The organism is Methylobacterium brachythecii (genome assembly GCF_014196345.1).
In the GTDB taxonomy this organism is placed as follows: Bacteria; Pseudomonadota; Alphaproteobacteria; order Rhizobiales; family Beijerinckiaceae; genus Methylobacterium; species Methylobacterium brachythecii.
In genome coordinates, this window is sequence record NZ_JACIDN010000004.1 from 483,487 (window position 1) to 506,666 (window position 23,180).

The 23,180-nt window shown below is 63.2% G+C and carries 21 protein-coding genes and 3 pseudogenes; 9 read left to right on the forward strand and 15 right to left on the reverse strand.

The window, feature by feature from the left end; translation table 11 throughout:
- Window positions 1-66: 66 nt before the first annotated feature.
- The 6 genes from sucD to GGR33_RS13535 form a co-directional block, all read right to left on the reverse strand.
- Window positions 67-963: a succinate--CoA ligase subunit alpha gene (gene sucD, locus GGR33_RS13510; protein ID WP_183505944.1), complete on the reverse strand. Its 897-nt coding sequence runs from the start codon at window positions 961-963 to the stop codon at window positions 67-69.
- 25 nt (window positions 964-988) lie between these two features.
- Window positions 989-2,161 (reverse strand): malate--CoA ligase subunit beta, encoded by a 1,173-nt coding sequence (locus tag GGR33_RS13515; RefSeq protein ID WP_183505946.1) that lies wholly within the window; start codon window positions 2,159-2,161, stop codon window positions 989-991.
- A 163-nt stretch (window positions 2,162-2,324) separates the two neighbouring features.
- Window positions 2,325-2,951 (reverse strand): methenyltetrahydrofolate cyclohydrolase, encoded by a 627-nt coding sequence (fchA, locus tag GGR33_RS13520; protein ID WP_183505947.1) that lies wholly within the window; start codon window positions 2,949-2,951, stop codon window positions 2,325-2,327.
- A gap of 3 nt (window positions 2,952-2,954) precedes the next feature.
- Window positions 2,955-3,821: an NADP-dependent methylenetetrahydromethanopterin/methylenetetrahydrofolate dehydrogenase gene (locus GGR33_RS13525; RefSeq protein WP_183505949.1), complete on the reverse strand. Its 867-nt coding sequence runs from the start codon at window positions 3,819-3,821 to the stop codon at window positions 2,955-2,957.
- 203 nt (window positions 3,822-4,024) lie between these two features.
- On the reverse strand, window positions 4,025-4,969 hold the full coding sequence (locus GGR33_RS13530) for a D-2-hydroxyacid dehydrogenase (RefSeq protein WP_183505951.1): 945 nt from the start codon (window positions 4,967-4,969) through the stop codon (window positions 4,025-4,027).
- Window positions 4,970-5,109: 140 nt separating this feature from the next.
- Window positions 5,110-6,318, reverse strand: coding sequence for an aminotransferase class V-fold PLP-dependent enzyme (locus tag GGR33_RS13535; RefSeq protein WP_183505953.1), 1,209 nt, complete (start codon window positions 6,316-6,318; stop codon window positions 5,110-5,112).
- 616 nt (window positions 6,319-6,934) lie between these two features.
- Here GGR33_RS13535 and GGR33_RS25955 point away from each other — a divergent pair.
- From GGR33_RS25955 to GGR33_RS13555, 4 genes are all read left to right on the forward strand, one after another.
- The gene (locus GGR33_RS25955; RefSeq protein ID WP_183505955.1) at window positions 6,935-7,756 is read left to right on the forward strand and encodes a UDP-2,3-diacylglucosamine diphosphatase; all 822 of its coding nucleotides are present in this window, start codon (window positions 6,935-6,937) and stop codon (window positions 7,754-7,756) included.
- A complete protein-coding gene (locus GGR33_RS13545; protein WP_183505957.1) occupies window positions 7,753-8,817 on the forward strand; it encodes a glycosyltransferase family 4 protein in 1,065 nt (354 codons plus the stop codon). Before GGR33_RS25955 ends, GGR33_RS13545 begins: the two co-directional genes overlap by 4 nt.
- A gap of 56 nt (window positions 8,818-8,873) precedes the next feature.
- The gene (locus GGR33_RS13550) at window positions 8,874-9,476 is read left to right on the forward strand and encodes a ribonuclease HII (RefSeq protein WP_183505959.1); all 603 of its coding nucleotides are present in this window, start codon (window positions 8,874-8,876) and stop codon (window positions 9,474-9,476) included.
- A 417-nt stretch (window positions 9,477-9,893) separates the two neighbouring features.
- Entirely contained in the window at window positions 9,894-10,202 is a 309-nt protein-coding gene (locus GGR33_RS13555) for a hypothetical protein (RefSeq protein ID WP_210301992.1), read from the forward strand.
- On the opposite strand, the gene GGR33_RS13560 is transcribed toward GGR33_RS13555, so the two are convergent.
- Window positions 10,199-10,540 carry a hypothetical protein gene (locus GGR33_RS13560; RefSeq protein WP_183506081.1) on the reverse strand — a complete coding sequence of 114 codons (342 nt, stop codon included), beginning with the start codon at window positions 10,538-10,540 and terminating at the stop codon, window positions 10,199-10,201. The two genes, GGR33_RS13555 and GGR33_RS13560, sit on opposite strands and share 4 nt — an antisense overlap.
- A gap of 448 nt (window positions 10,541-10,988) precedes the next feature.
- On the opposite strand from GGR33_RS13560, the gene GGR33_RS13565 reads away from it, so the two are divergent.
- From GGR33_RS13565 to GGR33_RS25960, 3 genes and pseudogenes are all read left to right on the forward strand, one after another.
- Complete coding sequence (locus GGR33_RS13565) at window positions 10,989-11,873, forward strand: cobalamin B12-binding domain-containing protein (RefSeq protein ID WP_183505960.1); 885 nt, start codon at window positions 10,989-10,991, stop codon at window positions 11,871-11,873.
- A gap of 159 nt (window positions 11,874-12,032) precedes the next feature.
- Window positions 12,033-12,545 (forward strand): annotated as a pseudogene (locus tag GGR33_RS13570) (SDR family oxidoreductase); the annotation flags it as partial.
- A gap of 143 nt (window positions 12,546-12,688) precedes the next feature.
- Window positions 12,689-12,838 (forward strand): annotated as a pseudogene (locus GGR33_RS25960) (GlxA family transcriptional regulator); the annotation flags it as partial.
- 238 nt (window positions 12,839-13,076) lie between these two features.
- On the opposite strand, the pseudogene GGR33_RS25730 reads toward GGR33_RS25960, so the two are convergent.
- From GGR33_RS25730 to GGR33_RS26555, 6 genes and pseudogenes are all read right to left on the reverse strand, one after another.
- A pseudogene (locus tag GGR33_RS25730) lies at window positions 13,077-13,199 on the reverse strand (integrase); the annotation flags it as partial.
- Window positions 13,200-13,403: 204 nt separating this feature from the next.
- Window positions 13,404-15,707, reverse strand: coding sequence for an FdhF/YdeP family oxidoreductase (locus GGR33_RS13575; protein WP_183505963.1), 2,304 nt, complete (start codon window positions 15,705-15,707; stop codon window positions 13,404-13,406).
- Complete coding sequence (locus tag GGR33_RS13580) at window positions 15,704-16,012, reverse strand: hypothetical protein (RefSeq protein WP_183505965.1); 309 nt, start codon at window positions 16,010-16,012, stop codon at window positions 15,704-15,706. Before GGR33_RS13580 ends, GGR33_RS13575 begins: the two co-directional genes overlap by 4 nt.
- 814 nt (window positions 16,013-16,826) lie before the next feature.
- Window positions 16,827-17,033: a DUF6894 family protein gene (locus GGR33_RS26550; RefSeq protein ID WP_425488780.1), complete on the reverse strand. Its 207-nt coding sequence runs from the start codon at window positions 17,031-17,033 to the stop codon at window positions 16,827-16,829.
- A 343-nt stretch (window positions 17,034-17,376) separates the two neighbouring features.
- A complete protein-coding gene (locus tag GGR33_RS13585; RefSeq protein WP_183505967.1) occupies window positions 17,377-17,634 on the reverse strand; it encodes a DUF6894 family protein in 258 nt (85 codons plus the stop codon).
- 264 nt (window positions 17,635-17,898) lie between these two features.
- Window positions 17,899-18,069, reverse strand: a complete 171-nt coding sequence (locus GGR33_RS26555; protein ID WP_425488781.1) for a DUF6894 family protein — start codon at window positions 18,067-18,069, stop codon at window positions 17,899-17,901.
- 1,535 nt (window positions 18,070-19,604) lie between these two features.
- Between GGR33_RS26555 and GGR33_RS13590 the strand changes: the two genes are divergently transcribed.
- The gene (locus tag GGR33_RS13590; protein ID WP_284212190.1) at window positions 19,605-20,324 is read left to right on the forward strand and encodes a Crp/Fnr family transcriptional regulator; all 720 of its coding nucleotides are present in this window, start codon (window positions 19,605-19,607) and stop codon (window positions 20,322-20,324) included.
- An 8-nt stretch (window positions 20,325-20,332) separates the two neighbouring features.
- Here the strand turns inward: GGR33_RS13590 and GGR33_RS13595 are convergent, their stop codons facing one another.
- Window positions 20,333-20,602 (reverse strand): DUF6894 family protein, encoded by a 270-nt coding sequence (locus GGR33_RS13595; protein ID WP_246413067.1) that lies wholly within the window; start codon window positions 20,600-20,602, stop codon window positions 20,333-20,335.
- A 222-nt stretch (window positions 20,603-20,824) separates the two neighbouring features.
- Here GGR33_RS13595 and GGR33_RS13600 point away from each other — a divergent pair, with 222 nt between their 5' ends.
- A complete protein-coding gene (locus GGR33_RS13600) occupies window positions 20,825-21,073 on the forward strand; it encodes a hypothetical protein (protein WP_183505971.1) in 249 nt (82 codons plus the stop codon).
- Between the two features lie 16 nt (window positions 21,074-21,089).
- Here the strand turns inward: GGR33_RS13600 and GGR33_RS13605 are convergent, their stop codons facing one another.
- Complete coding sequence (locus GGR33_RS13605) at window positions 21,090-21,500, reverse strand: DUF6894 family protein (RefSeq protein WP_183505973.1); 411 nt, start codon at window positions 21,498-21,500, stop codon at window positions 21,090-21,092.
- Window positions 21,501-23,180: the final 1,680 nt, after the last annotated feature.

The following is a 23,180-nucleotide window of genomic DNA, read 5'->3' on the forward strand; positions in this document are numbered from 1 at the left end:
CGCGCGTATGCGAGTGGATTCCGGGTTCTCGCCTCTGGCGAGCCCCGGAATGACGAGTGCGGTTGGTCAGGCCGCTTTGCGGCGGTTCAGCACCTCGGCGACGGTCGTGCCGAAGGAGCCCGGATCGGGCGCGACGGTGAGGCCGTAGCTCTTCATGATCTCGGCCTTCTCGGCGGCGCTGTCGCCGGAGGCGGAGATGATTGCGCCGGCATGGCCCATGCGGCGGCCCTTCGGTGCGGTGAGGCCCGCCACGAAGCCGATCACGGGCTTGGAGAAGTTCTCCTTGATCCAGGCGGAGGCCTCGGCCTCCTGCGGGCCGCCGATCTCGCCGATGATCAGCACGGCCTCGGTCTCGGGATCCTCCTGGAACAGGGCCAGGTGGTCGAGGAAGGACGAACCGTTGATCGGGTCGCCGCCGATGCCCACCGAGGTCGAGATGCCGATGCCGAGTTCCTTCAGCTGTGCGGCGGCCTCGTAGCCCAGCGTGCCGGAGCGCGAGATCACGCCGACATTGCCCTGCTTGTAGATGTGACCGGGCATGATCCCGAGCATCGACTTGCCGGGCGAGATGATGCCGGCGCAGTTCGGGCCGACCACCATGGTGCGGCGCTCCTTGGGGTAGCGCATCAGGTAGCGCTTCACCCGCATCATGTCCTGGGCCGGGATGCCGTCGGTGATCGAGCAGACCAGCTTCAGGCCGGCATCGGCCGCCTCCATGATCGCGTCCATGGCGAAGGGCGGCGCCACGAAGGTGATCGAGGTGGTGGCGCCGGTCTCGCGCACGGCGTCCTTCACCGTGTTGAACACCGGCACGCCGACATGGGTCTTGCCGCCCTTGCCGGGCGTGACGCCGCCGACGACGTTGCTGCCGTATTCGATCATCTCCTTGGCATGGAACGAGCCTTTGTCGCCCGTGATGCCCTGGACCAGGATCGGGGTCTTCTCGTCGATGAGAATGCTCATGGCGTAATTCCTCCCTCGTCCCGGGTTATTGCTTGGCCGACTTGCCGGCCTCGACCGCCTTCTGGGCGGCCTCCGCCAGGCTGTCGGCGGTGATGAGGTCGAGATTCGAGTCCGCGAGGATCTTCTTGCCGGCCTCGACGTTCGTGCCGGCGAGCCGGACCACGAGGGGCACGTTGATCTTCACTTCGCGCGCCGCCTGCACCACGCCCTCGGCGATCCAGTCGCAGCGGTTGATGCCGGCGAAGATGTTCACGAGGATCACCTTCACGTTGTCGTCGGACAGCACCAGGCGGAAGGCCGTGGCGACGCGCTCAGGCGAAGCGCCGCCGCCGACGTCGAGGAAGTTCGCGGGCGAGCCGCCGGCATGCTTGATCATGTCCATGGTGGCCATGGCCAAGCCGGCGCCGTTGACGATGCAGCCGATCTCGCCGTCGAGGCCGATGTAGTTGAGGCTGTGCTCGGCGGCCTGCGCCTCGCGTGGATCGCTCTGCGACGGGTCGTGCATGTCGGCGATGTTGCGCCGGCGGAACAGGGCGTTGTCGTCGAAGGACATCTTGGCATCGAGCGCCAGCACGCGGTCGTCCTTGGTGACGACGAGCGGGTTGATCTCGAGCATGGTGCCGTCGCAGTCGCGGAAGGCCCGGTAGGCGTTCATGATCGTCTTCACAGCGGCCGAGACCTGCTTGATGTTCAGGCCGAGCTGGAAGGCGATCTCGCGGGCCTGGAACTGCTGGAGGCCGACGGCCGGCTCGACGACGACCTGGATCAGGGCCTCGGGGTCCTTCTCGGCGATCTCCTCGATGTCCATGCCGCCATGCTTGGAGGCGATGACGCGCACGCGCTCGGCCTTCCGGTCGAGGACGTAGCCGAGATAGATCTCGCGATCGAAGGGGTCGGCGGTCTCGATGTAGACGCGCTGGACCGGCTTGCCTTCTGGGCCGGTCTGCAGGGTGACGAGGCGCTTGCCGAGCATGTTCTTGGCGGCGTCGCGGACCTCGTTATAGGTCCGGCACAGCTTGATCCCGCCGGCCTTGCCGCGGGCGCCGGCATGGATCTGCGCCTTCACGGCCCAGAACGAGCCCCCGAGCTCGGTCGCCGCGTAGACGGCCTGGTCGGGGCTGAAGGCGACGGCGCCCTTGGCCACGGCCACGCCGAAGCTCGCGAGCAGCTCCTTCGCTTGATACTCGTGAACGTCCATCGAAGATCTCCTCCGCGTTTCCTTTTGCGAAGCATCCTCGCGTAAAAGTCAGTTCACGTGAAGCTGCCTGCGCCTGAACTTTTTCTTCTCTGGCAATTCAATTTGCTTGCCTGCCAGTTGTTTATAGAATTCATTTAAAGCGGAGCCGGTGGCGTGAGCCGGCTCAATTGACCTTGTTCTTGACGACCTCGTAGACGCGCTCGTTGATGGCCGAGGCTTCGCCGAGCAGGCCCTCGAGTTCCTTGAGCCGCTCCTCGGCAAAGGCGCGATCGTCGAGGCCCTTGGCGTTGACATAGACGTTGAGCGCAGCCGAGCGCAGGCCTGCGTAAGCCGAGAGCACGGCGACGCCGGCATCCGAGATCACGTTGAGATTGCCCTTGTCGGCGACGGGCACGGCGAGGTCGATCACCTCGCGGCAGACCCGGCAGCAGGCGAGCGGCACGTCGGTTGCAACCTTGAGCGCCGCCTGGATTTTTTCCGCCCGCGCGGCCTTTTCTTCGTCCGTGTTTTTCGGAAGCCCGTAGGCCGCCATCACCGCGTCGAAGGCCTCGACGTCGTCGGCGATCATGCCGGTGAGCGTCGCGCGCAGTTTTTCGGATTGGGCGAGGACGCCCTTCAGCTCCTCCTCGACCTCGACGTATTTCTTCTTGCCGATGGTCAGGTTGCACACCATCGACAGCAGGGCCGCGCCCATGGCGCCCGAGATGGCGGCGGCACCGCCGCCGCCGGGGGTCGGGGCGGAACTCGCCAGCCCGTCGAGGAAATTCGCGATGGTCTCGTTCTGGGCCATGGCTCAGGCCATCTCTTTGGCGAGGGCGTAGATGTTCTCGGCGTCGAACACGCCTTCGCTCGACTCGAAGAGCTTTGCGATGCAGGCGCGGTGCAGCTTCAGCTTGAGGCCGCCGATGCCGAGCGCGCCGAGCGCGATCTTGCCGTTGTAATCCTTGGCCTTGTCGGTGGCCTCGATGCCGCCGATGCCGAGCGGGGGCTGGGCGTTGTAATCGGCGACGATCTCGACCGACGCTTCGTTCTGCCAGGCGGCAGCCGGGACGAGCTCGAGCCCGATGGCGCCGGCCGTGAAGATCAGGTTCTGGCCCTTGATGATCGCGGCGCGCGAAGCGTCGTCCGGCGTCTCGGCGGCCGTCACGTTGACCTTGAAGCGCTTGTTGACGGCATCGGCGGCGGCCTGCGCCTTGTCGAGCTTGCGCCCGCAGACGATGACCTCGGCGCCCTCACCGGCCAGAAGCGCGGCCGAGCGCATGCCGACCGGGCCGGTGCCGGCCAGAACGACGGCCTTCTTGCCCTTCACGGAACCGCCGGCCGCCTTCACGGCGAGTGCGACGCCGGCTGCGGCGGTGGTGTTCGAGCCGTTCGAGTCGAGCATCACCGAGACGCGGAACGGGCCGAAGAAGCGCTTCTTGACCGCCTCGAACACCTTCTCGCCGGCGGCCATGTCACCGCCGCCAACGAAGATCGCCGTCGACTGCTTCTCCTTGCCGCCGCGGGTGTAGATCGTGCCGTCGACATAGGCGCCGACGTTCTCGGGGGTGACGTTGCCGTAGCCGGTGATGTGATCGGCACCGCCGTCATAGCCGACGACCACGTCGAACACGCTCGGGGCGGCATCCGTGTCGAATTGGAAGAGAAGCTTCTTGGTCATGGTTCCTCTGGCGATCTGGTCGCGCGGTGCTTGGCGCGTTTCATTTGGGCAGCCCGTGGCCGCCATTCGTTAAGTCCGTCATTCCGGGGCCGCGAAGCGAAACCCGGACTCCAGAAACACAGGTCTCGATCCATCCGGCCGCCTCGGCGGCTCTGGATCCCGGCTTCGCCTCCGGCGCCCCGGGATGACGGCGTTCGTGGGCTCTACACCTCGACGACGTTCTGCGGCTTGCCGTCGGCCCAGGCCTCGACGTTGTCGACGAGCTGATCGGCGAGGATCTGCATCGCTTCCTTCGATGCCCAGGCGACGTGCGGGGTGACGATCAGGTTCGGAAGATCCTGCTCGCACAGGATGTTGCCATCCTTCGGCGGCTCCTGGGCCACCACGTCGAAGCCGGCGCCGCCGATGGTGCCGTTCTTCAGCGCCTCGACCAGGGCTGCCTCGTCGACGAGACCGCCGCGGGCCGTGTTGATCAGCAGCGCGTGCTTCTTCATCTTCTTGAGTTCATCGGCGCCGATCATGCCCTTGGTGTCGGGCGTCAGCGGCACGTGCAGCGTGATGACGTCGCTGTCGCGCAGGATGGTCTCGAAATCGACGAGGCCCGGCTGTTCGAAGACGTCGTAGGCGATGACCTTCATGCCGAGCGCCTCGGCGCGCTTGCCGATCGACTTGCCGAGCGCGCCGTAGCCGACGATGCCGAGCGTCGAGCCGGCGATGTCGTGGATCGGGTAGTCGAAGTAGCAGAACTGGCTCGACTTGTTCCAATCGCCCCGGCGCACGGAATTGGCGTAGGGGACGATGGCGCGGCGGAGCGAGAACATCAGCCCGATCACGTGCTCGGGCACGGTGTTGAAGGCATAGCCGCGGATGTTGACGACGGTGATGCCCTGCTCTTTGGCCTGCTTCTTGTCGACGACGTCGGTGCCGGTGGCGGCGACGGCGATGAGCTTGAGGTCGGGGAGCTGCTTCAACACGTCGGCGCGCATCGGCACCTTGTTGATCAGGGCGATCTCGGCACCCTTCAGGCGCTCGACGATCTCCTCCGGCGTCCAGGTCGAGTCGTATTCCTTGTAGTCGTGCGGGAAGCTGAAGCTCCGCACCTTCGCGTCGAGGGATTCGCGGTCGAGGAAGACGACTTTCTTGGTCATGGAATGTCCCTGTCTTCGGGCCGTGGCGTCGGCCGTCGCGTATTCTTGTCCAGGGTTTCGGACGGGGCGTCGAGACGCCCCGTCCGATGATCGGACTGCGCAGCCCCGAGACCTAGCGGGGTCTCGGGGCTTGGCGAGACTTACGACTTCGAGAGCGGGTTCTCGCGCAGGTAGCTCGACGCGGCGGCGACGCCCGAACCGGGCGTAACCTTCACGCCGTTGTCGATCATCGACATCTCGGCACCGGCGATGGCGCCGAGGAGCGAGAGCTCGTTCAGGTCGCCGACATGGCCGATGCGGAACACCTTGCCGGCGACTTCCGACAGACCCGCGCCGAGGGCGAGGTTGTAGCGGACGAAGGCGTGCTTGATGATCGCGGCGGCGTCGACGCCCTCCGGCACCACGATCGCGGTGACGGTGTCGGAGTTCCACTTGGGCTCCTTGGCGCAGGTCTTGAGACCCCAGGCCGCGACGGCCTGGCGGGTCGCCTCACCGAGCACGTGGTGGCGGTGATAGACGTTCTCGAGACCTTCCTCGTTGAGGCAGGCGAGCGCTTCGCGCAGGCCGTAGAGCAGCGGCACCGACGGCGTGTAGGGGAAGTAGCCGGCCGGGTTCTGCTTCCGCATGTCTTCCCAGTCGAAATAGACGTGGGCGAGACGGTCGTTGTTGCCGCGCAGGGCTTCGGAGGCCTTGAGCGCCTTCGGGCTGATGCAGATCACGCCGAGGCCGGCCGGGAGCATCAGGCCCTTCTGCGAGCCGGCGATGGCGCAGTCGACGCCCCACTCGGTCGCATTGAAGGGCAGCGAGCCGATGGAGGAAACACCGTCGACGAAGAGCAGGGCCGGATGGCCGGCGGCATCGATGGCCTTCCGCACGGCGCCGATATCCGAGGTCACGCCGGTGGCGGTCTCGTTATGGACGACCATGACGGCCTTGATCTCGTGGTTCTTGTCCTCGCGCAGGGCCTGCTCGATCTTCGCCGGATCGGCGCCGGTACCCCAGGCCTCTTCCTGGACGATGACGTCGAGGCCAATGCGCTTGGCCATGTCGATCCAGAGATGGCTGAACTGGCCGAAGCGCGAGGTCAGCACCTTGTTGGTGCGCGCCAGGGTGTTGGTGAGCGCCGACTCCCAGATACCCGTGCCGGAGGCCGGGAACAGGATGATCGTGCCGTCGGTCGAACCGAACACCTTCTTGGTGTCCTCGAACAGCGGCTTGGTCAGCTCGGGGAACTCGACCGAGCGGTGATCCTCGGAGGGCACCAGCATCGCGCGCTGCACACGGTCCGGGATGTTCGTCGGACCCGGAACGAAGAGGTGGTTGCGACCAGGCCGTCTCGTTGCCGCCATGAGTGTATCCTCCAAATTTCTATCTCTAACGGTCGGGCCGTGAGCCCGATCCTGTTGTCACATCGTCGTAGCGGGGCCTAGCCGCCGTGAAAGCGATCCCGCGGCCCCGATAGCGCATGGCTCCGGCCGATCGGGCAGCCGAAGGTCCCCGCTCGCGCAGGGTCCGCGCCCATCGACCGTCGTCGGACCTGTCGGAAACGCCAAGCCTGGCAGAGCGGCGATCCGGCTGACGCCGTTCGCGTCGCGACGTGCTCCCCACGCCGGTCGCCTCCGCAGACTCGCTGCCTTCGATGCCTCAGCCGCCGGCCCCGTTCAAGGGTGGGGCGAGGGCGTCGAACGCCGTGATTTCCTTACCGAAACCCGAGCCGCCCGCTCCGTTTTGCACGGCCGCCGCCACGGATCTCGCTGCGACGGATGATGCCCGGCTTGCCCCCGAAAGGAAAACTTAAAAAACTCAATCGGATGGCAAAAAGAATTTCCGGCGTTGCGCTCCGGACTCAGCCTTCCGCCAATGCGCGCAAACTCATTTCCGGCCCTCTGCACGGGGGGCTGGCGTCATCAAACTGATATGGGAATTCGGTTTGGCTCCGGCACTTGGGGTAGGCCGGAGGAGCCGGTGTCAGAGGATTCCGAGACGACGATCCGCGTGCGGACGCTCTTTCTGTCCGATACGCATCTCGGCACCAAGGGCTGCCAGGCTGCGCTGTTGCTCGACTTCCTGCGGGACGTCGACGCCGACACGATCTACCTCGTCGGCGACATCGTCGACGGCTGGCAGCTCCGTTCGGGCTGGTACTGGCCCCAGGCGCATAACGACGTGGTGCAGAAGCTCCTGCGCAAGGTGCGCAAGGGCGCGCATGTGATCTACGTACCGGGCAATCACGACGAGTTCCTGCGCGACTATATCGGCACCACGTTCGGCGGCGTCGAACTCGCCGAGAGCAGCATCCATGTCGGCGCCGACGGCAAACGTTATCTCGTCATCCACGGCGACCAGTTCGACATGGTGGTGCGCCACTCGAAATGGCTCGCCCATCTCGGCGACGGCGCCTACACGGCGGCCCTCACCGTCAACACCCTGCTCAACAAGGTGCGACGCCGGCTCGGCCTGTCCTACTGGTCGCTTTCGGCCTGGGCGAAGCTGAAGGTGAAGAACGCTGTGAACTTCATCGGCAAGTTCGAGGAGTTCCTCGTCTCCGAGGCGCGCCGCCAGGGTGCCGACGGCGTGATCTGCGGGCATATCCACCACGCCGCGAACCGCGACATCGACGGGTTCGCCTACATCAACACCGGCGACTGGGTGGAATCCTGCACGGCCGTGGTCGAGCACTACGACGGCCGCATGGAGGTGCTGCACTATCCCAGCATGTTGCGCGAGCGCGCCGCTGCCGCGCAGGCCACCGAAATGATCGACACCCCGTCTCGGGCGGTCGCGTGAGGCTGCTGATCGCCACGGATGCCTGGCATCCGCAGGTCAACGGTGTGGTGCGGTCGCTGGAGCAGATGGTGCGTGCCGGCGAGGCGCAGGGCGTCGAGCCGATCTTCCTGACGCCGCAGGATTTCCGCTCGGTTCCGATGCCGGGCTACAACGAGATCCGACTCTCCCTCGTGACGCGAGCCGGCGTCATCCGGGCCTTCGACGGCCACAAGCCGACCCATGTCCACATCGCCACCGAAGGGCCGATCGGCCACGCGGCACGCCGTGCCTGCCTCGCCCGGGGGCGCCCCTTCACGACCAGCTATCACACGCGCTTCCCCGAATACCTCGCCGCTCGCGCACCCGTGCCGGAGCGGTGGAGCTACGCGTGGCTGCGCCGCTTCCACGCGGCAGCGAGCGGCACCATGGTGAGCACGGCCTCGCTCGAGCGGGAGCTCGCCGGGCGCGGCTTCACCAACCTCATGACCTGGACTCGCGGGGTCGATACCGAGCTGTTCCGCCCGCAGGTGGGCGATGCGCTCTCCGACATTCCGGGCCCGATCTTCCTGTTCGTCGGGCGCGTGGCGGTCGAAAAGAACATCTCCGCCTTCCTAGGCCTCGATCTGCCGGGCACCAAGGTGGTGGTCGGCGACGGACCGGACCGGCTGCGCCTGCAGGGGCTTCATCCCGAGGCGCGCTTCCTCGGCACCAAGACCGGCGAGGAGCTCGCCAGGATCTACGCGGCCGCGGATGTCTTCGTGTTCCCGAGCCTCACCGACACCTTCGGCATCGTGCTGCTGGAGGCCCTGGCCTGCGGCCTCCCGGTGGCCGCCTTCCCGGTGACCGGACCCCTCGACGTGCTCTCGGGAACCGGCGCGGGCGTGCTCGACCACGACCTGCGTGCGGCCGCCCTCGCCGCCCTGGAGATCCCGCGCGAGCGTTGCCGCGCGGAGGCCCTCCGCCACACCTGGGCCGAGAGCGCGCGCCAGTTCTACGGCAACATCGAGACCGCCCATGCGGTCGGGCCGATGCGTTCGGCGGGGCGTGGCCGGCCGTCGGAGAGGCTCGTCGAACTCGGGTGACGCGAGGGGCTCGGGATGCGAGAAGCCGGCTCCCACCTCCTTCCGCTCCTGGCCTCATGCCTCCCTTCGATCCCGCCCAGGTCGCCCAGTATCCCGCCGCGATCGGCTGCGACGAGGTCGGCCGCGGCGCCCTGTGCGGGCCGGTGATGGTCGCGGCGGTCTGGTTCAACCCGCTCCTGTTTCCGCCGCACCTGTTCGCACGGCTCGACGACAGCAAGCGTCTCGACCGGACGGCGCGCGAGATGCTGAGCCCGCTGATCCGCGCCCATGCCCGGGTCGCCCTCGCCGCTGCCTCGTGCGGGCTTGTCGACCGCATCAACGTGCGCGCCGCGACCCTCGATGCCATGCGCCGCGCCGTGACGCGGCTCGGGGTTGAGGCGCCGGTTCTCGTCGACGGGCGCGACCTGGTGCCGGGGCTCGCCCTGCCCTGCCGCGCGGTTGTGGGGGGCGACCGGCTGGTGCCACAGGTCGCCGCCGCCTCGATCGTCGCCAAGGTCTGCCGGGATGAGCTGATGCGGCGGCTGGCGCTGCGCCATCCGGCCTATGCCTGGGAGCGCAATGTTGGCTACGGCACGGCGGCCCATCTCGCCGGGTTGACCGCGCGCGGGCGCAGCCCGCATCACCGCGTGAGTTATACGAGACGCTTTCGAGGGCCATAGCCTCATTCGGGCGCACATTGCGGGATCCGGATCCCGGAAAATATTTCGCGGCGTCGGCGTTCTAGCAGTCGAAATCCGACACTTGGTACCCGACCTTCGCGTCGGTGATGGGTGAGTTTTTTCCCGTCTGCTTTCGGGCAACGAACTTGGAAAAGCGGACGCTCACGCCGGAAATGACGACAGGCGGCTTCGCGCCCGTTCCGGTTATTCACGCCGATGCACCGACTACCAAAAGCAGTCATTCCTGCACGCGGCTGCCGCGGCGGCTACGGTGGCTTTTTGAAGCCAACGTCCAAGTTTCCAGAAGCCTATTAGTCGGCAGCTCCAATTTGTCTTCAGCACAGGCTTATCAGGGTGCGGTCGGAACCAGTCGACCCGCTGGAAGGCTTCCCTCCTACGTCAGAGCGGGAGACAACCATGATCACCGACAAGACCACGCCGTCCGAGACAGTGACACGCGATGACGACGACGTCGGAAAGCTCGGGTCGCCCGCGGTTGCGGGTGGCCGGCAGACGGCGCAGCAGGAAGACATCACCAATATGAGTGCCAAGGGTCGTTCGGACAACGATCGGCAGAAGGACCGGGACGGTTTACAGCACGACGCCGGCAGGAACCCCGTTCCGGTCGGCGGGTCGTCCGGCGGCCATTCCGACCAGAAATCCGCATCGGGTAACGGCGAGAAGGTTGCCCACGGGCACTACAAGGTTGAGAAGGAGCGGGATTAGGGCTCGCCGCCTTGCTCCGAAAGGTCGGCGTACCACTCCGCATAGGACGTGTTCTCGACCAGGCGGCGGTTCTGGTCAGGAGCACCGTCGGTCCACCAGACAGGACCGCGTTCGCCGAGCCCACGCTTGGCGCGGTCGACCTGGGCTCGGGCCTCGGCCATGGCGTCCACATTGTCCGTGCGTTTGGCCGCCTTCACCCCCCGGCGCCCGTCCATGAGCTCATGCACCAGCCGATCCCGCTCTGCCGGCTCGAGATCCGGGCGCTGCCGCCTCCAAAGCCGGCCGCGCACTACGATGTAGCGACCGTCCGGTGTCTGATCCGCTGAAAAGGGCGGCACGATATCCCTCTTGGACTTGCCGCCCTTCTTGCCAAGCTCGGCTTGCGCGGGCGACGAGGTCCGTGGTTTCGACTTGCCCTCGTGACTCGCCTCGGCATTGGCTTTCTTGGCCGTTTCGCTGCCGTGGCCCTTCTTCTCGGTCATGCCGGCTCACCTGGATCATGCGGCAGCAATCGAGCTGATGTGGCGGCGGTTCCTCGACGAGGAGTTCAGTTCATTTGGACGACCACTCTGCCGACATAGGCGGGGCATGAGCCATACACGCGAGCGCTTTGGCCGCTATCCGTGGCGGGCGGCCCGGGCGCGTTGCACCAGTGGCCGGATCTGACGGGTTGGATGCCAACCTTTACATTTTGGCCGTGCCGAGGTTTGTTGCTGCTCCTTAGAATGGCTGCACGACAGCCAGATGGAGACGGGGATCTCAACCCTGGACCGTGGGTAGGGAGCAATGCTGGATTTTGGACCATCCCACCATGGGTGGGCCGACCTGCTGACAACCGAGATCGCGGAAGCTGCAGGTGTCAGAGAGGACTACGCGCGACGGCGTTCTGCCGAAAACGCGCGCGAGCGAACCTTGGCCCTCGGCCGGGTTATCCAAGCCGAAATCATCCCGCGCTTGATGCTGCTCGACCGACGCGAGCAGCGCGTACAACCGGACGCCTTGCCAAAGCTCGAGACGGAGGCCGTGGCAGCATTCACAGATCTTGTGCTTGCCCACGATGTGACTGCTCTGATGGAGGCTTTCGGGGCCCTCATGACACGGGGCTATGCGGCGGATGATCTGTTCCTAGACCTGCTCGCGCCCTCTGCCGCGCTGCTGGGACGCATGTGGGACGATGACCTGTGCGACTTCATCGAGGTCACAGCGGGACTGGCTCAGTTGCAGTTCCTTCTAGCCGCATTCCGCACAGACGGCGGCATCGCGCCTTTCGATGATAAGCGCCGGGTTCTTCTGATGGGCGCACCGGGCGAGCAGCACACCTTCGGTTTGGCGATCGTTGAACAGTTCATGCGAAAGGCTGGCTGGCACGTCGTTAGCGGCCTTGCTTCCAGTCCCCAGAAGATTGCTGAACTGGTCAACGGACAGTGGTTTGCCGTGGTGGGCCTTACACTGAGTCGTGAAACCCACCTCGCTCAATTGGCTGCTTCAATTCGCAATGTGCGGCTGGCATCGTGCAACCCTTCGATCGGGGTCATGGTCGGTGGGCCGGTCTTCCTTGAGCATCCGAAATTCGTCAAGCAGGTCGGCGCAGACGCTTCAGCCGTCGACGCGCCGACGGCGGTTCTGCTCGCCCAACGGCTGCTATCTTATAAACATAACGCGCTGCCTTGAGGTCGGAATAGCGGCGCTCCCGACCGACATGGGAGCCAAGCGCCGTCAACGCCTGCCGCGGCTGTTGGGCTCGTAAGACCAATAGGCTGCGGCGGCCAACAACGCTCTCATCATTCCATTCCTAGCGCAATCCGCGCATGCGGTTCTGAAAGCCACCTTATGCGCCGCAAGGCTGCCGTCGTGGTCGGGATTGGGCCAGGTCTTGGACTAGCGATCGCTCGCCGCTTCGTTCGTGAGGACTTTTCTGTGGTCGGGTTGGCCCGTGCGCCCGACAAGCTGCAGCGTGAACTTGGCATCGAAGTCCGCGAAGCGGATGCTGCCAATCCCGAAACGCTAAACGGCGCGCTTCGCGAGATCGAAGCCGATCGTGGGCCCGTCGAGGTCTTAGTTTATAACGCCTATAGAGCGAGCTTCGGACTGCCAGGTTGCCTAGCAGTGGACGAGCTTGAGACAGATCTGCAAGTGAATGTCGTTGGAGCTTATGCGGCAGCCCGAATAATGCACGAGCTAACGGCTGCGCGCGGACGGGGAAGCATCTTGCTAACTGGTGGAGGCCTCGCTTTCGATCCACGTGCTTGGCTCTGTGCTTTCTCGCTATCTGCAGGGAAAGCCGCGTTGCGAAATCTTGCCTATTCATTGTCAGAGGCGTTTAAGGCCGATGGAGTGGCCGTTGCAACAGTGACCATTGCTGGCAGGATCCAGGAAGGCACGCTCATCGCGCCGGATTTGATCGCCGAAGCATTTTGGCGCCTTCACGTCGAAGGCGTGAATGCCGGTCCAGAGCTGCACTTGGACCACCGTGTGGGGGCCGATCAGACGGCCGGCATTCGCTCGACACAGTGGCTCGGGAGACGGGCTTCGCCGACCGGGAACGGATGCGGCGGGCCTTCCTGCGGGCGTTCGGTCAGCCACCCCAGGTCATCCGACGCAGCGTCCGTCATCACGAGCCTGGCCAGACCGCTTGAGCCGTCCATGGGAGAGATCGCGCTGGAGGTGCAGGCCTCTCCCCCAGCAACTTCCAAGCCGGTGTCGCCGGCCGCCTTGCACGTGTCTGACTGAGGCTGCGCCGACGCCTCCTGCTTGGACAACCCACCGTTTTCGCAGCGGAACGTCCGCTCACGGGCTGGGCAGCAAAGCCTGCTTTCCACCCTTGTTGGACGAAGGGGGTAGGTGCGATGGCCAAATTGGCCGCCGAGGTGAATGTCAGATGTCGGTCTGCTCGGACATCACCAACGCATCGTCTGCTTCGACCCCGAGATAGCGTACCATGCTCTCAAGCTTCGTGTGCCCCAGCAGCAGCTGGCAGGCGCGCAGGTTCTTCCCGCGCACTGCGTAAGTTTCCCGAAAGCGGACCTAAGCCTAGGACATCGTACAGCGAACAATGGCCGCGAAGCAGCCGGCTGACGCCGGCCGCAAGCAATTTTCCTAGATTGGCTAACAGATTGCCGATCCCATTGCTCCGCTTCATTAACGATCATGACGCGTTGCACGAAATAGAGATCTGCCGTTGGCGCTCATTGCTGCGAATGGTCAGTTTGGCATCGGCCTCGGTCCTGCCTTGGCGATGCGGACGGGGATCGCCTTCGCCGCTGGCGTCTTAGCCTGCTCGTCGTGATGAGAGAGCGGGATGAGCACGTTCATCTCGGGATAGTAGCCCCCGCAATTGCCCTCCGGGATGCTGTATTTGACCACTCTGAGCCCCTTCACGGCTCGCACATACTCGTCGTTGGACTCCGTGACGACGTCGACGGTATCGCCGTCCGCGAGGTCGAGCCGGGCGATGTCGACCTCGTTCATAAACAGCACCTGCCGGGTGCCTTTCACCCCGCGAAAGCGATCGTGATAGCCGTAGACTGTGGTGTTGAACTGGTCGTTCGAGCGTAGCGTGATCAGGTCGAGCACGTCTGCGTGCCGGGCCGGCATGTCAGGATCCTCGTCGAGGCCCTGAGGCACGACGAAATTGGCCTTGCCCGTTTCGGTATCCCAGCGACGCTCGCGCGCGGCGAGCGGCTTGTGGGTGCCGCCCGGCTCGAACAGACGCGCGTTGAAATCCTTGAACACCATCGGATAGGTCGCCTCGATGGCGTCGCGCACCTTGGCGTAGTCGCCGACCCACGCATCCCAGTCGACCTTGGGGTTCGGCGGCAGGGTTGCCTTGGCGATGCCCGCGACGATCCAGGGCTCTGAGCGCACGTGATCGCTCACCGGTTTGGTGACGCCGACAGAACCGTGGAAGCAGGAGGTTGAATCTTCCATCGAGACCGCCTGCGGACCAGCCGCCTGCTCGTCGATCTCGATCCGTCCGAGGCAGGGCAGGATGTAGGCGACCGCGCCGTTGACGAGGTGAGACCGGTTGAGCTTGGTCGAGACCTGCACGGTCAGACGCATGCTGCGCCAAGCTTCCTCCATCCGCTCCGTATCAGGAATCGCGCGCACGAAATTGCCGCCGAGGCCAATGAAGGCCTTCACGCTTCCAGCGATGATGCCCTCGCAGGCCTCGACCGTGTTCAGGCCCTTATCGCGCGGCGGCTCGAAGCCGTAGAGGTCGGCGAGTCTGTCGAGGGGCACCAGCTCCGGTTTCTCGGCGATGCCGACGGTGCGCTGGCCCTGCACGTTGGAATGACCGCGGACCGGGCAGAGCCCCGCCCCCGGCTTGCCGATATTCCCGCGCAGCAGCATGAGGTTCACGAGCATCTGAACGGTTTCGGTGCCCTTACGATGCTGGGTCAGCCCCATGCCGTAGATGCCGATGACCCGCTCAGCACGTACGTAAACGGCGGCGGCGGCTTCCAGCGCCTCGCGCGTTAGCCCCGATCGTTTTTCGAGCACTGCCCAGTCCTGACGATCGCAGAAGCCGACGAAATCCTCGAAGCCGTAGGTGTGCTCGGCGATGAAGACGGCGTCGAGCACGCGCGGCCGCCCCTCCGCCTGCGTCTCCCGGTCGGTCGCGAGGAGCGCCTTGCACATTCCGGTGATCGCCGCGATGTCGCCTCCCGCCTTTACCTGATGATACTGCGTCGAGATCCGCGTGGACGACTTGGTCAGCATCTCCACGGGCGATTGCGGGTCGGTAAAGCGCTCCAGTCCGCGCTCCCGCAGCGGGTTGAAGGTGATGATAGGAACCTTGCGCCGCCGAGCATCCTGCAGCGGATGCAGCATCCGCGGTGCGTTCGAGCCGACATTCTGGCCGAAAAACAGGATGCAGTCCGTGCTCTCGAAATCCTCCAGCACCGTGGTGCCCACCGGCACGCCGATCGACGCCTTCAACCCCGTCGAAGTCGGCTCGTGGCACATGTTGGAGGAGTCGGGCAGGTTGTTGTTGCCGTAGAGCCGCGCGAACAGCCCATACATGTACGAGGTTTCCAGCGAGGCGCGGCCGGACGAATAATAGACGACGGATTTCGGATCGAAGCCGCACAATTCGCGGCCGATTTCCGCAAACGCGTCTTCCCATGAGATCGGGGCGTAGCGGTCGCTCGTCGGATCGTAGCGTAGGGGATGTGTAAGCCGGCCTTGCGCCTCCAGATCGAAATCCGTCCAAGTCAGCAACTCGGCGACCGTATGCTTCGCGAAGAAGTCGGGACCGACGCGCTTGCGAGTCTGCTCCCAAGCCGTCGCCTTGGCGCCGTTCTCACAATACTCGAAGGTCGCGGGCTTCGCCGGCTTTGGCCAGGCGCAGGAGACGCACATGAAGCCGCCCGGCTTGTTCTGCTTCAACAGCAGAGCCGCGCCCGAGATAGGGATTTGTTCGCGGGTCAGAATCTCAACAAGCGAGCGGGCCGAGCCCCAGCCGCCCGCTGGATCGTCGTAAGGCTCGATCTCGACGTCGCTCACAGGCTGGCTCCTCGCTTATCCTCGGCAACCTCACCTCGAATCGTGAGTTCCACGGCTTGCCAATAGGCCGCGGGCCGCCTGATCTGCCCGCGCACATCAAGGCTGGCGCAGATCGGGATCGCCGACGGGGGGCGAAGCCGCCGAGATCGTGGCAAGCGGAACGGCTGCTTCGAGAAACGTCGAAAAGCGGCTTCTACGAGGAGGTTGGGCGCGAAGCTGCTGAGCGGTTGCATCTTTGCATGGATGAAGCACAGGCCGTGCTCACGCGCCCACTGTGTGCATCGGGTCTTGATCACCTTCGGCACGTGACTCGGACGCCACCCCTCACGACGGAAGCCTGCTTTTTAGTGAGTATGGCCTGACACTGAGGTGGCTGTGGGTCTTTCATCCTCGGTTTCTAGGGATAGGCCGCCGCTCACAAAAGCGAGCAGCTACGAACTCCGCGCAACGCTGGATTGCTTTGCCGAAGGCGATGGCCCTGGCTTCTCCAGTAAGACGAACCTCGGCCAGCGATTAGTGTACCAGGACTCGACCTCCCGGCCGCAGAGCCCGCATTCGAAGCTGCCCTTCTCCTCGAGGGATTGCTCGTCCTCGACCCGCTGGTAGACCGCTCCACACTCGCATCTGACCTGGGTCTCAGACATCGGCTCGCTCCGGTGAGAGACGACAAACCGCGAGTGAGGCGGGTCGGTTCAGCGCGCACGAAAAAACCCGGCTCAGCAGGTGCTGGCCGGGCCTCGGAAGTTTCCGGCAACGCGGCCTTGGAGAGCGCGCTACCTATCCAAAACCATACCAGAAGTCAGATGATCTTGCCTAGGCGATCAGGCACGAAAAAGCCCGCCGCGGCGAACCGGGCGGGCGGAGGCTGTGCCAGCGATTGGGAGGAACTGGCGCCGGGATCACTTCGACATCGCTCCTCGGTTAAGCCCAGACGCAACAGAGCCCGCACCGTGAAACGCCAGAAGGCCGGGCGGGCTCTGCAGCCGGACTGTGTGCTGAAATGAAACGCTCCCGAGGGCGGGAGATGGGTTTCTGCGCCGGCCGGATCAAGCGCAAAAGAAAGCCCGCTCGGCGAACCGGGCGAGCTGCCTTACGGGCTGCTCCAAACCGCCTGCAAAGCTAGTGTCGCGCGAAAGACCGTTTGCCGTCAGCATCTCGGACGGAAATCGTCATTGGCGACCCGCTAAGGACTTCTGCGCTTTCCCGGGCAATATCAAACAGCGTTCGAACGGCCAGCGGTTCGATATGTTTCCGATCGTTTAGCGAAACGCCATCCTCGTCGATTGAGTGGGGATCGTTTTGTATGTCGAAGTAGAAGCGAGGCATGCCTTGCCGTAGCACTATTCTCCCGCCAATACCTTGAGTCCTATCTTAAGCGATGGTCAAGTCCGCAGCCAATGACTTCGGAGAATGGTCGGATTTCTTACAGATAGATTGTCAGATTTCTTACAAATACACTGTGACTTGAGAAAGGCCGATACGGCGTTACATAAGGCTTATCATAGAGTTCCAGTTGCTAATCTCGCCCGTGCGGCCGGAGCGTCAATGTCGCTAAACAGCGCTACGCTTGTCGATGTCATCGAACGCCTGCGCCAAATCCAGCAGGAAGTGGGGATGGACGCCCCATTTCAGCTTCGGGTTCTACTAGAAATGCTTTTAGTAGAATTGGCTACGATGCAATCCTCAAGCGAGACTTCGTCGGATCTTCGATCTGAAAGACCGACCGAAGAGTAAGCGCGCTTGCACCATTTTCATCTCTAACTTTGACGACGATAGTATAGCCGTCACTGTTCTTGCCCTCGGAAGCCGACAGTTCGCCCATCACCTTGAGGGCTTCTCTTCGGACGGCTTCGCTATCTACAAGCTCTCGACCGTCTTCGTCGCGAAATTCGAAGCCATCGTGAATGTCGAAAAAGTACCTCGGCATACATTCTATCCTAAGAAACCACTAGCGCAGAAAGCCGCAGCGGCGAGATTCAACCGCATCATTGGTACGAACTCAGATTGCGCACAACCGTATATGCGTCCGCAGTCACGTCCGTTCCAAATTCACACATTTTGAACGGGGTGCGCGAAGGATATAGCCGCCCTACCGCTTCGTAAGCGGGTCGGGCTTGCTTACAGGTGCGTCAGTGGCCTGTATTTCGAGGCGGAACAGGGTGAGGCCACGATCGTCTGCGACCTCCAAATGCTAGTCATCGCCCTTAATGATATCCTTCGCGTAATCTTTCAAGACAAGTGCCGCGAACCCAACAGCTTCTAAGCGCGCGGCGCCAAGGTTTGGTAGATCGATCCCATCGAGATCGGACCGCACAACGCCATCATAAAGATTGAAAAAGTATCGGGGCACTTGTCGCTCCACTTCCGTTGGAAGTGGCTCGCAGCCATTATGACTGTCAGCGTACCAGCTTTAGTAATGGACGCTTGCTGTGATGGTTCCTGGCCGGGGCTGCTGAGGATGCGGTGTTATGGTCGGGGGAACTGCCATCGATCACCGCGATCGCGTCGCTCAGTACTCGCCTGGGATGAATGGAGCGCAGACACAGCGTGGGTCGGCCTGACCGCACAGAAAAGCCCGCACCAGCTTTCGCTGGGCGGGCCAAGGTGCGATCTAGGAGAGGGATGCTGGCGCACCAGCACTTGGAGAACCGGCCGCACGACCGAATGTTCACCGGCAAAAAGAAACCCGCCGAGGCAAGCCGGACGGGCTCAGTTTCGAGGTTGGAGCGGCATGCGCCGCCGCCTCTATGAAATCAGGCTTTGTGGCATCAATCTAGATCGCTGCGCGCGTCGACGCAGGGCGCTTTCATGATCGTCCGCTACGCTATCGTGCTGCCCTTTGGGTTTCGAGTCCATCAATCCGCTTCTGCATCTGGATCAGCGCGTTTCGCAGGCGAAAGAGCAATCTACCGAATTTCGATAGGATCCTTGGGACTAGAGACGGTAAGCTGTAGCGCCGTCGACCCGCCTTAATCCGGTCGGCAGCGGCGGGTCGGATGGTACTCCTGGAAAGATCGCCGTTCGGCCCGCTTGAGCGCTCGGCAATAGACGGCTGAGCGCAAATACCGCCTCGACGAGAGTGCGAGGTGATTGTCTGGCGGCTTGGTCGTTTCGGGGCGCCAAACGTTGGTCGATGATGACGTATCGACTGATCGGTGTTGCGCTTGGCGCCTACGAAATCCTTTTGCGGGGCGAGACGGTTGGAAACCTCACCCGCACCGCTGGCACTCGGCTACGTCCGGTGGTCTGGCGAGCGCGCCTCACCGAACGGCAGGCCATCTCGAACCACCCGCGGCCCTTCACGCGATCAGAGAACGACTTTCGGACCTTCGCTGCCGCGCAGGCTTGGTTGGGGCCGGCAACAACAGCCGCCAAGACGTAACCGCGCGGCGGCGTCACCCAGCTGGCTGGGGTTAGATCAAATCCAGAAACACGAAGCCGCTACGAGGCCGCGTCGTCCGCCGGTCGTCTCAACACGGCGCGGGTGACGGCGGGTCGAGCGGTTTTCCTGCCCCACAGGCCGCTTGGCCCGCCTGGAGCTTCGCCGCTTCGGCCTTTCCAGTCCCGCTGGCATCGCAGACGAATCTTGGAAACACGCGACAGCTACGACTGTGAACCGTCTGATTCAGCTCGATCGGACGGCGACGGACCGGGCGATCGCCTGCCCCCCAAGCGTCGCTCGGCCCGTCAACCAATGATCGCTCAAAACGGCCTTAGCGATAGCAATCAGACCCGAGGGCGCGTCCAAAATGGGCAGCTGGACCTTCGACCTCCTGAAGGACATGGGAAAGGCGTACCTCAAGCATGTCGCGAAGGAGCGGCTTGGACTCGACTTATGACCTCTTCGGTGCCTCAGTCCTGATTCAATAGTTTTGCCTCGTTCACCAGGAGCTAGGCGTGACCGAAGATCGAGCCTCATCACGGAAGTACGGTCAGAACCGTCTGCTCGCCGCCCTCCCGGCAGCGGACTTCGAGCGTCTTCAGCCCAAGCTCGAACGTGTGCCGCTGGCTCTAGGGCAGATGCTTATCACGGCTCATGAGCCGATCCGATACGCCTATTTTCCCCTGAGCGGGATCATCTCGACGGTCGCGCAGATATACGACGACCGCATCGAGGTCGGTTTGATTGGCTACGAAGGGCTCAGTAGCACGGCTGTTATCCTCGGTGCGGATCGTACCCCGCACACGTCCATCGTTCAGGGAGTAGGCGAGGCGCTCCGCATCAGGAGGACGGATTTGCAAGCGGCGCTATTAGAGCGTCCATCGCTATTCCGCCCGTTCGGGCTGTACGTTCAATTCTTCATCACGCAGATGGCGCAGACGATCTACGCCAATACCGCATTCGGATTGGAGGCAAGGCTCGCCCGCTGGATCCTGATGGCCCATGACCGGATCGAAGGCGATGAACTGCTTCTGACTCACGATTTTCTGTCGATCATGCTGGGCGTTCGACGCCCCGGCGTCACGACGGCTTCGCATGTCCTTGAGGGCGCTGGGATGATCCGGAACAAGCGCGGCAGGATCACCGTGCTCGACCGTGAGAAGTTGATGGATTTGGCTGGCGAAGCCTACCAAGTGGCCGAAATCGAGTACGAGCGCTTGGCGGCTGGAGTCTGACCCGTCGCTCAATCCAGTACGAGGGCATCCCTCAGAGGCAATGTTGCCAAAACCGTGCCCGTGTCGTCGGTGATCTCGAATGTCTCGCCGTTCAGAAGCTTGCCTGCCTTGACCCGCTCAGCGAGCATTTCTCGCGCAGCAGCAAAAGCTTCCGCTTTTGCCGCGTCGAGGTCCGGCAAAAGTGAGCCATCAAAGTCTTCGATTAGCTCATTCCCCCTGCGCAGGTGTAAGAAATATATCGGCATGGTCGAAAAACCTTGAAGCAAATCAACGGCCAACTCGACGTGAACTGCACCTACTTTAAATAGTTTTGTGCGAAATCGTACAATTGCGATAAGATTATATGGCCAACATACCGTGCCAACTATAATAGGAGGCCGACCAGACTTAATCTACGATTGTAATCGGGGCTGCGACCATACGGCACCGATTTTAATTTGCTTTTCTGCTTCCGTGACGAGTTGGTCTTCTGCCGCGCAGTCTGCGGCGCGGAGAATGCCGTGTACAATCCCCTCTTTTCATCGATGATGCTCGCCCTCGAAGCTCAGAAAGTCATTGAGCTTCGTCTCGTGCGCCTCGCATGGGGTGGCCGTGAAGGCTCCGCCGAGATGCAGTCGATGGTGACCGAGAAGGTCTACGCAAGCTTCGAAGCGTTCAGTACGATGATGCAAGGCGGGTCACCCGAAACCATCATCGCGCGATATCGCGAGCACGTCGCCACCAATACCAAGCGCCTATCGGCGGCCTGATCATGCCCGCTCCGTTCTATGTCCTGATTGGGTTCATCTTTCTCGGTGTGCTCGTCATTGGCTCGCTTTTCATGGGCACCGGGCCGATGCAAGACCAAGCGAGAAGTCCGCATGAAATCAGCAGGGCCGAGAACCATTTGCCGAAATAGCCAAGCTCCTCATGGCGGCGATTCCGACAATTTGCCCTGAGGACCGCCGCCGATTCTGTGATGTTGAAGTCGATCCGGAACAGGACGAGGTCGGCCTCATCCGTGACTTCCAGGCGCCATTCTTCGCCGAGCTTTACCTCTCGGCATTCCTCGACAATTAGCTCGCCCGCCATACGCAGAGCCGTCCGACGCGCGGCAGCGTAGTCGGGCAACTCGGTGCCGTTGGGATCACGCGCGGTGAACCCGACATAGATGTGGAAGTGAACCGGGGCACTCATCGCTCGCCATTCCATAGGCGACGGCGAAGCATGCCCTCAGTCGCCGACGCCCGTTCTTGCCGGCCAGCGATGGCTTTCAATGTAGGAACGGCTCTGAGATTCCTGGGTATGGTTGTTGCAAAACGCGACCATGCCGCTGAGCCCCCTCGCGTCCCTTAAGCTAGAAAAATCCCTGCAAAATGTAGACAGCGGTCCACATGATGGCCGCAGCCCAAACGACAGTCACGCCAGCTGCTGCGGCCAACAAGATGCCGATCGACAGAGAATTCACTCGCTGCAACCAGTGCTCGCAGTGCGCATCGTTTGGACATAGCGTCCGAAACTGCCGACGAACATCAGCAGCGCTCCGCACGGCGGGGGCGAAGAACCGCACAAAAAAGCTCGGCTGAGCGGGTGCTGGTCGGGCTTAGCATTTCAAAAAAGCTCAGTGCGGAAGGTCGGTGTGTTTTAGTCGAGGATGGATAGCCGGCAGCATGGCCCAACAAATCTGCTCCCGTGAAGGCGAAGCCGAAGAGCCAGCGTGCCAACTACTTGCGCTTATCCATCGGCGTCAGCCGGACCTCGCATGGCCCAGAGCATGTTGCCTTCTGAGGTCGTAAGGGTTGCCGAACTCAGCGGGTATTCGGCAGTCGCAACAAGCCGCCGCCTTGCTTCTTCAATAGCTGCATTCGCCGTCTCGGCTTCGAAGCTCGTGAGATGCAATGACTTCTTTCCCGAGACACTGAACCCTCGGAAGACAAATCGCAGGTTGTAGGTCGGCACTCGCGGCCCCCGACACGAAAGCGGGCTCATCCCCACATCGCAATCAGTCGTAAGCGGGCTTGAACGTGTCAATGCGGGTTATTGTCGAGCCGCGCTGACGTGCTGAAGCTGACGTCGATTCAAGCTCAGCCGTTGCCGAACGAACTTACCTCGTGAGAGCGGTACGCGAAAACCGCGCTGCGCCGTCCTCTAAATAGCGTATGTGCGACCGGTATAGCCGCCGAAGAAAAGGCCGCCGCGGCATGCCGGGCGGGCCAAGTTCCTGGGGACCATACCGGCAGGATCGAGGTGGAAGCTGCTGGCATGGCATGCAGCGATGGGGTCGCTACCTCTCGATTAATTGCAGCTTTTGGGCTGCTGCACCCCAACGTATGACGTGAATAAAGCCTACGCGGGCGGCTGTGATATTCGCGAACGGCAGTGTCCAAGCACAACAAAGCCCGCCATGAACTAAGATGATCATGGGCGGGCTCTGAGGCCGGGTGGAGCAGCACTGCAGACACCCGAGTTCGTGCAACCGGGCGCACGGCCGATTGTTCACCGGCAAAAAGAAACCCGCCACGGCAAACCGGCGGACTGAGGCCTCGATCTGAAAGAAGCGCTACCATTAGCGCCCTTCAATCCGGGCTGCCGTGCGCGGGCACACCCGAAGCCCAGACGCAACAAAGCCCGCCTGTGTCAGCCGACATGGCGGGCTTTGAGGTCGGGCAGCGATCGGGCGAGAACGCGGCCCGCGGCGGTTATACGGCGGGCGCCGCGAAAGGTTTCAGTCTGGGTGATCGGCCCCCACACGGTGGTCCAAGTGCAAGGTTAGTGCAAAGTCGGCCTTTGCTCCACGGGTAGCTTGGTCGGCGGAGCTTGTCGGGTGAGCGCAGCCGGCCAAGCGGATGAGGCTGGCACGAAAACTTCCGGTGCCGG

Excerpts from the sequence above, each read along its gene's own strand:
- sucD (WP_183505944.1), bottom strand. The coding sequence starts at position 963 with ATGAGCATTCTCATCGACGAGAAGACCCCGATCCTGGTCCAGGGCATC.
- GGR33_RS13515 (WP_183505946.1), bottom strand. The coding sequence starts at position 2,161 with ATGGACGTTCACGAGTATCAAGCGAAGGAGCTGCTCGCGAGCTTCGGC.
- fchA (WP_183505947.1), bottom strand. The coding sequence starts at position 2,951 with ATGGCCCAGAACGAGACCATCGCGAATTTCCTCGACGGGCTGGCGAGT.
- GGR33_RS13525 (WP_183505949.1), bottom strand. The coding sequence starts at position 3,821 with ATGACCAAGAAGCTTCTCTTCCAATTCGACACGGATGCCGCCCCGAGC.
- GGR33_RS13530 (WP_183505951.1), bottom strand. The coding sequence starts at position 4,969 with ATGACCAAGAAAGTCGTCTTCCTCGACCGCGAATCCCTCGACGCGAAG.
- GGR33_RS13535 (WP_183505953.1), bottom strand. The coding sequence starts at position 6,318 with ATGGCGGCAACGAGACGGCCTGGTCGCAACCACCTCTTCGTTCCGGGT.
- GGR33_RS13550 (WP_183505959.1), top strand. The coding sequence starts at position 8,874 with ATGCCTCCCTTCGATCCCGCCCAGGTCGCCCAGTATCCCGCCGCGATC.
- GGR33_RS13555 (WP_210301992.1), top strand. The coding sequence starts at position 9,894 with ATGATCACCGACAAGACCACGCCGTCCGAGACAGTGACACGCGATGAC.
- GGR33_RS13565 (WP_183505960.1), top strand. The coding sequence starts at position 10,989 with ATGCTGGATTTTGGACCATCCCACCATGGGTGGGCCGACCTGCTGACA.
- GGR33_RS26550 (WP_425488780.1), bottom strand. The coding sequence starts at position 17,033 with ATGCCTCGCTTCTACTTCGACATACAAAACGATCCCCACTCAATCGAC.
- GGR33_RS13585 (WP_183505967.1), bottom strand. The coding sequence starts at position 17,634 with ATGCCGAGGTACTTTTTCGACATTCACGATGGCTTCGAATTTCGCGAC.
- GGR33_RS13605 (WP_183505973.1), bottom strand. The coding sequence starts at position 21,500 with ATGAGTGCCCCGGTTCACTTCCACATCTATGTCGGGTTCACCGCGCGT.